The sequence below is a fragment of the Lactobacillus helveticus DSM 20075 = CGMCC 1.1877 genome, from assembly GCF_000160855.1.
Classification (GTDB): Bacteria; Bacillota; Bacilli; order Lactobacillales; family Lactobacillaceae; genus Lactobacillus; species Lactobacillus helveticus.
In genome coordinates, this window is sequence record NZ_GG700753.1 from 98,162 (window position 1) to 109,633 (window position 11,472).

12 protein-coding genes are annotated in these 11,472 nt (G+C 34.0%); 2 read left to right on the top strand and 10 right to left on the bottom strand.

The features are described 5' to 3' along the window. Positions 1-39: 39 nt before the first annotated feature. The 8 genes from HMPREF0518_RS04115 to HMPREF0518_RS04140 form a co-directional block, all read right to left on the bottom strand. Complete coding sequence (locus HMPREF0518_RS04115; RefSeq protein WP_003626419.1) at positions 40-645, bottom strand: DUF1819 family protein; 606 nt, start codon at positions 643-645, stop codon at positions 40-42. A 117-nt stretch (positions 646-762) separates the two neighbouring features. Continuing rightward, positions 763-2,532 carry a DUF262 domain-containing protein gene (locus HMPREF0518_RS10925; protein WP_003626420.1) on the bottom strand — a complete coding sequence of 590 codons (1,770 nt, stop codon included), beginning with the start codon at positions 2,530-2,532 and terminating at the stop codon, positions 763-765. After that, complete coding sequence (locus tag HMPREF0518_RS10930; protein ID WP_003626421.1) at positions 2,529-2,729, bottom strand: GmrSD restriction endonuclease domain-containing protein; 201 nt, start codon at positions 2,727-2,729, stop codon at positions 2,529-2,531. Before HMPREF0518_RS10930 ends, HMPREF0518_RS10925 begins: the two co-directional genes overlap by 4 nt. A 285-nt stretch (positions 2,730-3,014) precedes the next feature. Beyond that, entirely contained in the window at positions 3,015-3,290 is a 276-nt protein-coding gene (locus HMPREF0518_RS04125) for a VOC family protein (protein ID WP_003626422.1), read from the bottom strand. Further along, positions 3,265-3,387: a VOC family protein gene (locus tag HMPREF0518_RS10685; protein WP_003626423.1), complete on the bottom strand. Its 123-nt coding sequence runs from the start codon at positions 3,385-3,387 to the stop codon at positions 3,265-3,267. The genes HMPREF0518_RS04125 and HMPREF0518_RS10685 overlap by 26 nt, the downstream gene beginning before the upstream one ends. Before the next feature lie 29 nt (positions 3,388-3,416). Then, positions 3,417-3,785: an ASCH domain-containing protein gene (locus HMPREF0518_RS04130; RefSeq protein WP_003626425.1), complete on the bottom strand. Its 369-nt coding sequence runs from the start codon at positions 3,783-3,785 to the stop codon at positions 3,417-3,419. Further along, positions 3,785-4,354 (bottom strand): peptide-methionine (S)-S-oxide reductase MsrA, encoded by a 570-nt coding sequence (gene msrA, locus HMPREF0518_RS04135; protein ID WP_003626428.1) that lies wholly within the window; start codon positions 4,352-4,354, stop codon positions 3,785-3,787. Before msrA ends, HMPREF0518_RS04130 begins: the two co-directional genes overlap by 1 nt. 160 nt (positions 4,355-4,514) lie before the next feature. Then, positions 4,515-4,952, bottom strand: coding sequence for a hypothetical protein (locus HMPREF0518_RS04140; RefSeq protein WP_003626431.1), 438 nt, complete (start codon positions 4,950-4,952; stop codon positions 4,515-4,517). Positions 4,953-5,109: 157 nt separating this feature from the next. On the opposite strand from HMPREF0518_RS04140, the gene HMPREF0518_RS04145 reads away from it, so the two are divergent. Then, entirely contained in the window at positions 5,110-6,681 is a 1,572-nt protein-coding gene (locus HMPREF0518_RS04145) for an SH3-like domain-containing protein (protein WP_230478150.1), read from the top strand. 46 nt (positions 6,682-6,727) lie between these two features. Here HMPREF0518_RS04145 and treC read toward each other — a convergent pair whose 3' ends face one another. Together treC and treR are read right to left on the bottom strand one after the other, a co-directional pair. Next, positions 6,728-8,389 (bottom strand): alpha,alpha-phosphotrehalase, encoded by a 1,662-nt coding sequence (gene treC / locus HMPREF0518_RS04150; RefSeq protein ID WP_020829171.1) that lies wholly within the window; start codon positions 8,387-8,389, stop codon positions 6,728-6,730. Between the two features lie 10 nt (positions 8,390-8,399). Then, positions 8,400-9,125 (bottom strand): trehalose operon repressor, encoded by a 726-nt coding sequence (gene treR, locus HMPREF0518_RS04155; protein WP_003626436.1) that lies wholly within the window; start codon positions 9,123-9,125, stop codon positions 8,400-8,402. A 195-nt stretch (positions 9,126-9,320) separates the two neighbouring features. Here treR and HMPREF0518_RS04160 point away from each other — a divergent pair, with 195 nt between their 5' ends. Next, entirely contained in the window at positions 9,321-11,255 is a 1,935-nt protein-coding gene (locus tag HMPREF0518_RS04160) for a PTS sugar transporter subunit IIABC (RefSeq protein WP_003626438.1), read from the top strand. Positions 11,256-11,472 lie beyond the last annotated feature (217 nt).

The window sequence follows — 11,472 nt, forward strand, 5'->3', positions numbered from 1 at the left end:
CTTTTAAGTGTTCGATCCTAACTTTAATATTCTCAGTCATTACATCCCTCCTAAAGCAGCTAATTCATAATCTAACTTTGCAACTTTCATTGCTAAAACTAATTGAGAATCAAGTAATGGAAACAGAAGCTTATCTTGTTTTTTATTTTGAGGATCAATCTTCATCAATCCTCCATCCCGCATATATGTCTTTAGTGCTCCCTTAATTCGCTTATAAGTATTTAGCGACCACGAAGCAATTGTAGGACTCTCTATCCTTTTTTGATTAATAAATGCTTCCACTTCATAGCTTTTCAAAATATCCTCTCGCATTTGCACTTTGGGACGATACACATCATAGATAAACTCATCTAAAATACGACTAGTTAACATTACTGACAATAAAGAAATGATTTTTTGATTGGAAGTATCAAGTTGCGAGAATATATTTAAAACTGATTCAGGCAATGCTTTTACTCTGACGGCAAGGTTTCTGGAACATCTTTTAGCACGTGCTTTCGTTGGCATTTGAAAGATATTTTCTTCATCACTCATTTGCTTAATATCATTAATACTATAACCTGACTGATAAAGCTCAATAAATTTTGTAAGTTCTGGCAGCCAAATTGCATAAGAAGCAATTCCACCATTATAACTGCGTGACATTATAATACCCCATTCAATTTAGTAACATTTTCATTATATCAATGATAGGAAGTGAATTACATACGAAAAAATTAGGAAGATCAAATTAAGATTATCCCGTTTGATCTTCCTATATTACTATTTAATTGTGTATTTGACTTGATTAGATATATCACATAAATCTGCTATTTTTGAAATTATTGCAATAATTGTTGTAGCAGAGTGATTAGTTTCTACTCTTATATTGTTTGCTAGTACTGCTGGCCGATTAAAGTGAGAAAATAGTTTCATGTCTAATGAATCGTCTTGACGAATTTTTTCAAAATTACGACTGTCAATTGCCCAAACATAGTTCAGAAAAATTACTAAAGCACTACGCCAAGAGTCAATTGAGTAATCTCGATCATTTAATGTAATACGAACAGGCTTCTTACCTGTTACGTCAACTTCTTCATTAATGGTATGTTCTCCAGCAATATCTTCAGCTTCTTCGCTCTTAATATCTGGTTTGGCAAAAATTTGACAAAGTTCATTAGATAAATCTTTTGTACGATCAAGTATTGTATCTTTATTCCATTGATCATATCTCTCAGGAATTTCTCTAGTTAAAGAAACATTGGATTTGCTATAGTATTCTTTTTTATCACTGAATATTTTATTGCTCATTTCTTGATTATACATAGTCAAAGTCAAGTTTCCTATTGTACCGCCTAGTTGATCATTTATTTTATCAGCATTTTTGACTTCTAGACGCCAATCATTATTTAAACGTTGTGGCATAATATGTTCTACTTGAGCATTATCAAAGTTAATAGTTTCCCTTGTTCTGTTTTCTTCTAAGACTACTAAAGCTAATTTAGCTAGATTATTTCTTTGTTTATAAAGATTTACTTCTAATAAACTATTTTTAAGATCAGAATCATCAGGGAAACTATTATTTAATTTATATATTTCATTTTTTTGTAAATCAGACTTTGCCTTGTCTTTATCACATAGCGCAATAACTATTCTATTTAATCCATTAGTAGCATGACGACAAACTTTCAATCGGAACAAATAGCTCTCCATAATGTGTGCTAATTCAATTAATTTATCCCAATCAATTTCAGAATTTTGGCGCATTTCTAATAACATTAAGAAATATGGGTAAATTACTTTACTTTCCATTACATTTACATGTCTTAGAATTTTATTAAACTCAGAAGATTCTGTATTGCAATTGAGCATTTCATTATAAAACTTAGCAAATTTATATAAATCTGCTAAAGCCGCCTCTGAATCTAGATTATGTGTGTGAAAATAATTTTTATAGGTATCATAGACCTTGTTTTTTTTTACTAAATTGTGAGTTTTCATTATTAAATAATGACGTAAAAATTCAGTAAATGCATTTGTAGTAAAGAATTGTTCTATTTTAATCCAATATTCCTTATAAAGATATGCTTGATTTTCTGAATCTAAGCTCATTAATAAAAAGTTTCTTACTAAATCAGAAGCTGAAAGAGACACGCCAGTTGAATTAAGACTTTCAAAAATAATTTGTGGATTTTCATCCCCAGGATCATTTGTTAATTCAATATATACCATTGCAAAATGATCCATAGATTCATAAAGCTGAGGAGTATTAATTCCAGAATCAGTTATTCTCTTTTTAAAATAATTATAATTTTCTACTACTTTAGATGGGTTATTATATTCTTTGCCATTCATTACAGCAAAGAAGGCATCAGCATCATGATCAACGGGCTTCAACTTAAGATGATTATTTGCATCCAAATATTTATTGGTTAAGTACTGTTCTTCAATTTCATCTTTATTTTCTGCATCAATATCAGAAATAGCCTTAAGCAATAGAGTCAAACTCATTAGTCTTTGTTGCCCATCAATAATTCGATAAATATGACTCATTTTTTACCTGAGTCAGTAACGTAAACTACTGCACCAATAAAATGATCTTGATCTTCCTTTTCTGCTGTTAACAAGTCATTAAAAAGTTGTTCGCATTGGGACTTGCCCCATTCATAATTCCGTTGAAAGACTGGAATTTCAAAAATAGTTTTTCCGTTTCCTAAAAAATCAAATAAGTTAATACTGTCTGCCCTCAATTTAAATACTCCTATTTTACTTTATGCTATTATAAATCTTTTGCCAACACTCTTTCAAACCATGTAAGTGCTTGCCTTTAACGTGCTGATTCATGGTAGAATGTAAAGAGTCCATTTGTGACCTCCAATAGATGTTTTTGTGGTTATTAACATTCTATCAAACAGGTCCAGATGGACTTTTATTTTTTACAAAGTGTTCAACTTAATTTTACAATCGGCCACCAGCGATTTTTTAATATTAAAAACCAAACCTTTTCTCAATGTTTAGCACTAGCTATATAGTAATCATTCATAAGAACAGACTTCGACCAAGTTTCCATCTGGATCCCTAGTATAGACAGAAGTTATTTTTCCATGTGCACCATGCTTCTCTACTGGGCCTGAAATAATCTCTTGATTATTTGATTTATACTTAGCTATCACATTTTTAATAGGTTGATCAGTTTGAAGACAAAAATCAAAAACTCCCGTTTCCAATTGTTTAGCCACAATTGCGTTAACCCCATTAGTCTTTTTTCTCAGTCGAATTAATTGATCACCACATTGAAGAATTTTGTTCATCAACAATAGGCAATCCTAGAATTTCATGATAAAAATTCTTAGATTTATTTAAATCAGTCACAGTAATTACAAAATGATCCAAAGCAATAATTGTCATATTTTCACTGCTTTACATAAGTTATATTATTAAACGTGTTTATTTTTGGAACGATAAATCAATGGAATAACTTGTTTTTCAAATTCTGAGCTCTTAATTGGAATAATTACATCATCATCAACATTAAAAAGCTTAAGCTGTCCTTTTACTTTAATCGGATCAATCAAATTCTTAAGTTTAATGTACCAATAATAGCATTGATCGACATCATTCCAGTCTATTCGATACAGATCCATCACGCAAAGTGCATATCCTGGTGCAGAATTCGGCACCCTTTTTGCCGTAGAGCACATCAAAATCGGTCCGCGATAATTAGTTTTCCACGTGCGATATTCTATTTTCTTGGTGCCGTTAATCATCTGCATGACATAGTCACCACGCACAGACAAAGCTTTCATTATTTATCCCAGTGTTCTTTGATAAATTTTTCTCGGCCACCCGCTTCTTCCATTGCATAACGAAGCGGATCTTTTTTATAGAAATCTTGGTGATATTCTTCTGCTGGATAAAATGGTTGAGCTGGTTCAATTTGCGTTACAATCGGATCATCGAACTTGCCGCTTTCAGCTAATTCTTGTTTGGACTTCTCCGCAGCTTCCTTCTGTGCTGGTGAGTTATAGTAAATTACAGGACGATATTGATCGCCACGATCTTGGAACTGCCCCATTGCATCCGTGGGATCAGTAACCTGCCAATAATATTGAAGCAACTTTTGATAAGGCATTTTTTCAGGATCGAAAGTAATTTCAACGGCTTCTGTATGCCCAGTTTTACCCGTGCAGACTTCTTCGTAAGTTGGATTGGCAACATGGCCACCAGTATACCCACTAACTACCTTTTCTATTCCGGGCAGCTTATCAAATGGGCTCACCATGCACCAAAAGCATCCCCCAGCAAAGATTGCCGTGTCTAATGCGCCTTTAGGCTTGGTATCAGTGGCTTTGGCTTGTTTGTTGTTCTCTGTCATTCTTTTAAATTCCTCCAAATTCCGTGAAGTTTTCGTTTTTTTCGTTTTTCAATCTTAAACCGAATTATAAACTAGATTATAATATTTTTTCATAATTTTTTAAAATAAAATGCAAAAAGCCACCCAAGAAGGTCTTTTATCCTTCTAAGTGGCTTTTTTACTACATATCTTTTGCAGATTTCGTCAAATCATTCTTATCTGAAATCCAAGTAAACAATGGCAAATCAATATGACCATTTTCGTCAATTAAATTCATTACTTTTTCCATAAAGAATTCCTGCCAATGCTTATCTGGTTGTACACCGGGATGACCTAATTGAGGAACTAGCCATCCTTCACTCAATGGCTTGATTGGATTAAGACCTACTACCATCCCAATAGTATAGTTTGAAAAATCAAAACTGCCTTCGACTACTTTCCATTTAGGATTTTTCATTAATTCAGGTTGCAATTTATTTAACATTTCAGGCGGAATTTTACCCTCAGTAATTGCCATTCTACCCTTAATTGGGCCATTTTTCTTTTCAAATTCTTGCAAAGTGCCTTGCATAAATAATTTTTGCCCAAATTGATCAAATTTCTTCTCTTCTTTTAACATAGTTAATTAATCAACTTCCCTTAATATGCTTAAGCTTTATTATACAGAATTTTATCAATGAAAAAAGCTTCCAAGATTCAATTAAACCTCTTAATCTTACATCTATAATCTAAATAGTTTAGTCACGTCCTTAGATTTAGTAGATAATATGAATATCATGAAAAAGTTTTTATATTTTATAATTTTACCGATATTAATTTTATTCATTCTATATTTTTATTTACCTTTAAAAATTAATCCGTTAAAAAACGGATCTATCGTGTTAAAGCCTGCACCAGTAACTACTTACACTAATGTTCAAACTAAATTGGCTGGACCCCATGATTTTCCAATTTATCGCAATATTTCTAAAGACGGTGGTATCAATGCTTTCACTTCTACCAAGGATTTCAGTAACGGTTTGCTTCAATCTCTTAAATCAGCGCAAACCAAGCAAGGAAGTTTTTATCAATTAACAGTCAACGGTAGACAGATTGGTTGGGTTAATGAAAAATTCTTTTTACGTAGCAAACTACTTGCGGCAAAGCATGTATCTTTAACTCGTAATCCCTATTACTCTTTCCCAGTGAGGGATGCAATTTCTTATATTGCAGACAAGCACGGCACCTTAATCGATCCTAAAAAAGTATCTGCATCCCAAAATTTTGTTAATTCTACAACTCCTGGGAAATTTACAATTAAATTAAAATACCATCATTTAAAAACAACAATCAACGTTCATGTTAGACCTAATTTAAACGAAGGCATTACTGTCGCAAACAGAACTGCTATTGCTGGACCTTCTTTAGTAAAAACATTCTCTGGTAGTTCCAAATCTTCTTCTCCAAATTGGAATCCCGAAAATAATTATCAGCCTGAAACCAAAATTAATAGATATTATGATAATAAGCATAATTTGATGATAACCCAATTTTACCAACCTCGTTTTCATTCATTAACGCCCCAACCTACTCCTCTTAATCAAATAGGAGTTATTCCTCAAGGGATCAGCCTTAAACAAAATCAATTAACTGTTTCATATTTCAGTGAACCTAACGTTGAATGGGGGCATCTAGTTACTTATAATCTCAATCATTTGTCCGATCCACTTAAATCACAAAATTTACTTACTATGAAGTGGCGAGAATTTAAAAATACATCACGCAATATTGCAATATCTCCATATATGAAGCTGGGGCACGGACAATCTATCGGCATGACTAAAAAATATATTTATGTACTGGCTAGCAGCAACAAAGAAGCTAATCCCGATAAATCCGAAGAAATTTTTCAAATTTCTAGAAAAAACTACCAAATTAACCATCTTTGGACTATAAAAGTATGGAATCGTTCTAGCTATTATCCACGCTATTTTCATAACGCTTGCTTTATTAATAGTCACTTAATGTACGTTACTTTTCATAATGCCAGCAAAGGATTATATGAATACTGGAAATTAAGTCGAAACGGAAATACATGGATGCCAACAGAAATCGGAGCAACTCAATCTGATTTTGTAAAAAACAATTCACCTCTGCAAGGCTTTACCTCTAGTCGTTCTAAGTTTTACCTAGCTTTTAACGATAATTTATTCATAATTACCCATCCAGGAAAACTCATACAGCACTACCAATTTCATACCTTGCGCGAAACCGAAGGGATAGCTGTAGAAAATGATCGCCCTTATATTGAATTAGCACGCAGACCCGAATTGCTACAAATAAAAAATCAACAAAATAAAAAGAATTGATAATCACAAATTAACTATGATTATCAATTCTTTTTTATTATCTTATCTAAATCACAACTGCTAAAGCCTCATACGGCTTTAAGATGATCTCTTGTTTAAATTGGTTACTGTTATGTTCATAATTGCTAATTAAAACTTGATAGTTCTTATTAACATATTCTTTAGGTAATTTAGCCTGACATTCCTTGCCATAGAAGTTAGTAAAGACTAATAATTTTTTATCACTATTATCTAAGAAGCGTTCATATGCAAAAACTTGTGGATGATCCTTCAAGAACATCTTAATATGGCCATCAGAAATTAACTTTTCATTCTTACGCAACTTAATTAGTTTTTGATAATAGTCAAAAATTTCGCCACTTGATAGTTCTTTCTCTACATTAACTTGCTTTTGATCAGTTGGCATCAGCCATGGCTTTACATCGCTAAAGCCAGCATATTGACTATCATCCCAATGCATTGGCACACGTGAATTATCTCTTGCCTTGGTCTTAATGATTTCAAAAGCGTCTTTTTCACTCATGCCTTTTGCCGTTAATTCTTTAAATGCATTTTTTGCTTCAACATCAACGTAATCATTCATAGATGAATAATCTGGATCCATCATCCCGATTTCCTCACCCATATAAATGTATGGCGTACCACGCATTAAATGAGTTGCAGTTGCAAGCATCTCTGCGGACTTTTCACGATACTTTCCAGTATTACCGAAACGATTCAACGCCCAAGGTTGATCATGATTATTCCAAAATAGCGCATTCCAACCCCCACCTTGGTCCATCTTTTCTTGCCATTCAGTAAATAATTCCTTGAGCTTCATAAAATCAAATGGCATCTTAGACCATTTTTCACCATCTTTATAATCAACTTTCAAATGATGGAAAGTAAAGACCATGGATAATTCATGTTCACTTGGCTTGGAGTATTCAATTGAATTAGCAATTGTGGTTGATGACATTTCTCCTACTGTTACAGAATCGGGATCTTGACCAAAAGTTGCAGCGTTCATTTCCTTTAAATACTTATGAACTACAGGAGTATCTGTGTACAAACTTTTTTCTTCAACTGGATCAGTTGAATCAACCAATTCTTCATCCTTGCCAATAACATTAATTACATCAAAGCGGAAGCCATGTATGCCCTTGCTGCGCCAGAAGTTAATTACCTTGAACAACTCTTTTCTAACTTCAGGATTATGCCAATCAAGGTCAGCCTGAGTTGGATCATATAAATGAAGGTAATAATAATCTGTATCACCAAATTTGGCCCAGGCAGAACCACCGAATTTGCTTTGCCAATTATTAGGTACGCTGCCATCTGGCTTAGCCTTTCTCAAATAAAAAAACTTGCGGTACTTTTCATCCCCTGCCAATGCTTTTTTAAACCAAATATTCTCAGTAGAACAGTGATTAAGCACCATATCTAACATGACGCCAACACCGATTTCCTTTAATTTAGCAACCAATTCTTCAAAATCAGCCATCGTACCAAAGCGAGGATCGATATTATAGTAATCTGCAATATCATAGCCGCTGTCATTCTGCGGCGATACAAAAAATGGATTAAACCAAATCATATCAACATTAAGTTTCTTAATATAGTCAATTTTTTGAATAATGCCTGGAATATCGCCAATTCCATCACCATTAGAGTCATAAAAAGATTTGGGATAAATTTGGTAAATAACTTTTTTGCCTAAATCATTCATAGAAATCCTCCTAAAACTTAATTTTTTGTCTTCGTGCAAAATCAATAAATTCGAATTTATCTGGATTGTGGAAAGATAAAGTTAATTGGAACAAAGTTGTGTCCGCCAAGAAATTATGACTAGCAATCAAAACAGCCATCTTATCTGATAACTGCAATTTATTCTGTAATTCTTTATCTATTTTTTCTACAGTAATTACCTTAGTTGCATACGAAATATCTAATCCTAATTCATTTTCTAAGTATACGTAAATAGATTTTTCAGCAGCTTCCTTAGGTAAATCTTTAATTGGCGGATTAAATAAGAAATCGCAGTCAAGCACTTCTGGTTCACCATCAATTAAACGTAAACGTTCAATATAAGTACCCGCTTGCTTTTCCTGCTCTGGAAAATGCTTCTTAAATAAAGAAGGCAGATCTTCCATCTTTTCATAATCCAGCAATTCAGTCTTAGCATTCATTCCCAGCGACTTATTTAATTCCGCAAAACTGGAAATCCCTGATATAGGAAAAGAATATTTTCCCAGGTCCAGAACTATTGAACCTTTTCCTTTAATCTTCTGAATTAATCCTAAAGAAGTTAATTGCTCTAGTGCCTTACGCACGGTCTCACGTGAGGAACCGTATAACTCAGCCAGTTGATTTTCACCAGGTAGAAATTCGCCCCACTGAAATTGCTTGTGCTGAATCTTTAAGGCCAGATCTTGAGCAATTAAATCTGATTTTGATTTAGCCATATTATCTTTCCTTTCTTCAAATCAAGTTTATTATATTATTCATGTATGGACATGTAAATAATTATTTTATTTACTAATTTGTCAGTAAAGTAACCATTTTCAAAAAATATCTTGACAGCATGTATATACATGTTTATTATAATAATCAACAGGTTGAATGAAAACGCTTTTTTAAGTTAACGAGGAGGATTTTTTATGGGACATGGTGAAATTGAATTACTTGCACCTGCTAACGGAGAAGTAATTGCATTAAGCAAAACAAGCGATCCTATTTTTAGTAAAGGAACAATGGGTCAAGGCTTCGGTCTTACTCCATCTGATGGTGAAGTTGTCGCACCAGTCAGCGGCAAAGTGACAATGATTGCTGAAACTAAGCATGCAATTGGTATTACCACTGATGATGGACTAGAAGTTTTAGTACACATGGGTGTTGACACTGTAGGTCTTAACGGCGAACCTTTTGAAGTTTTAATTAAAAATGGCGATACTGTTGAAGAAGGACAAGATATCGCCACTATGGATCTCGATTTTATTAAAAATAAAGGTCTTGATACTACCATTATGATTTTGATTACCAATTCTAGTATGAAGATTGATGGACTCGATGTCGAAGAAGGGCCTGCCAAAACTGGCGATGTGGTTGCTCATGCTTATCTAAAAGAAGATGAAGAAGATACTTCAGACAAGAAACTCTCTTATGATGAACTTGCAACTTTTATCATTAAAAATGTTGGTGGCAAGGATAACATCAACAGCTTGGTTCATTGTATTACGCGTTTACGTTTTAACTTAAAGGATGAATCAAAAGCTAATGACGACAAGTTAAAGAATCAACGCGGAATTTTGGACATTATGCACGCTGGTGGTCAATATCAAGTAGTAATCGGTAACGAAGTTACTAATGTCTTCGATGCTGTAATGAAGCAGCTTCCTGGATTAGGCAACAATCCTGCTCCTGAACCAACTAACCAAGACGATGGCAAAAATCATGTTTCAAGAGCATTTGGTAATTTAATCGGATTTATTACTGGTTCAATGAGCCCAGTAATTGGTGTAATTGCTGCATCAGGTATTATCAAGGGTTTGCTTGCACTTTTGACCCTGCCACAACTCGGTGCTTTATTAAATGTAAAAAGTCCCGTTTACATTACTGTCAGTGCAATGGCAGATTCTGCCTTCTTCTTCCTTCCTATTATGGTTGGTTTTGCCGCAGCTAAGAGATTAAACAGTGATCCAATTATTGCTGCTGTAATCGGTGGTTTTATCACCTACCCTCAAATGATTTCTTGGGGTACAGCAGGAAAAATGATGTTCAATCTAGGTAGTTGGAACTTCCAATTCTTGAACTACAGTTACTCGATTTTCCCAATGATTTTAGCTGCATGGCTAGCTGCAAAATGTGAGCAATGGCTTAAGAAAGTTCTACCAAGCTACTTACAAATGATCTTTATTCCATTAATTACCATTTTGGCTGTATCTACTATCACCTTAGTAGTTACTGGTCCAGTTATTCAAGGTGCCGCTAATGGTATCGCTGTCTTCATCAACTGGTTGGTTTCCGCATCTGGCTGGGTTGGCGGCTTAATCATTGGTGCCTTCTACCAATTGCTCGTTATCTTTGGATTACACTGGGGTGTGGTTCCACTTATCGCTCAACAAATTGCCGGAACTGGTCAAAGTGCATTGAACGCAATTGTATGTTCAACTATGGTTGCTCAAGGTGCTGCAGTTTTAGCAGTTGCTATCAAGTCTAAGAAAGCTGACATGAAGGAATTAGGTATTGCCGCAGCTATTTCAGCCTTCTGCGGTGTTACTGAACCAGCTCTTTATGGTATTAACTTAAGATTTAAGAAAGTCTTCGCTTCAGGTTGTATCGGTTCCGCCTTTGGTGGTTTAGTTACTGGATTGATGCACGGAACTATGTATGGTTTTACTGGTGGTTTGATCGGCTTCTCAAGTTTCTTTAACCCAGTTCACCCTACTCAACTCAACAGTTTCTACACTTTCTTAATCTCTAGTGCTGTATCAATTATTGTAGCCTTCATCGCTACCTGGGTTTGGGGTTACAATGACAACATGACTATGGGTAAAAAAGTTGAAAAGAAGAAGCGTCCAGGTTCTGTAAAGTAAATATGTATTAAAAAGCGCAAGTTCAATTAAGGCTCTATAATTTTTCCTGTTGATGACTTATCAATATGATAAGCTGTTAACAGTTTTTTTATTGCATAAAAAAGGAGGACATAGTCCCCTGTAATAAAAAATCTATCCTACTAAACATTTTATAAATAAAGGTATGTTTCTATGTCCTCTCTTAATCATTGTATTAAATTCGAGCTTGATATTAAAG

Excerpts from the sequence above, each read along its gene's own strand:
- treC (WP_020829171.1), bottom strand. The coding sequence starts at position 8,389 with ATGAATGATTTAGGCAAAAAAGTTATTTACCAAATTTATCCCAAATCT.
- HMPREF0518_RS10685 (WP_003626423.1), bottom strand. The coding sequence starts at position 3,387 with ATGACAATTATTGCTTTGGATCATTTTGTAATTACTGTGACTGATTTA.
- treR (WP_003626436.1), bottom strand. The coding sequence starts at position 9,125 with ATGGCTAAATCAAAATCAGATTTAATTGCTCAAGATCTGGCCTTAAAG.
- HMPREF0518_RS04140 (WP_003626431.1), bottom strand. The coding sequence starts at position 4,952 with ATGTTAAAAGAAGAGAAGAAATTTGATCAATTTGGGCAAAAATTATTT.
- msrA (WP_003626428.1), bottom strand. The coding sequence starts at position 4,354 with ATGACAGAGAACAACAAACAAGCCAAAGCCACTGATACCAAGCCTAAA.
- HMPREF0518_RS04130 (WP_003626425.1), bottom strand. The coding sequence starts at position 3,785 with ATGAAAGCTTTGTCTGTGCGTGGTGACTATGTCATGCAGATGATTAAC.
- HMPREF0518_RS04125 (WP_003626422.1), bottom strand. The coding sequence starts at position 3,290 with ATGAACAAAATTCTTCAATGTGGTGATCAATTAATTCGACTGAGAAAA.
- HMPREF0518_RS04145 (WP_230478150.1), top strand. The coding sequence starts at position 5,110 with ATGAAAAAGTTTTTATATTTTATAATTTTACCGATATTAATTTTATTC.
- HMPREF0518_RS10925 (WP_003626420.1), bottom strand. The coding sequence starts at position 2,532 with ATGAGTCATATTTATCGAATTATTGATGGGCAACAAAGACTAATGAGT.
- HMPREF0518_RS04115 (WP_003626419.1), bottom strand. The coding sequence starts at position 645 with ATGTCACGCAGTTATAATGGTGGAATTGCTTCTTATGCAATTTGGCTG.
- HMPREF0518_RS04160 (WP_003626438.1), top strand. The coding sequence starts at position 9,321 with ATGGGACATGGTGAAATTGAATTACTTGCACCTGCTAACGGAGAAGTA.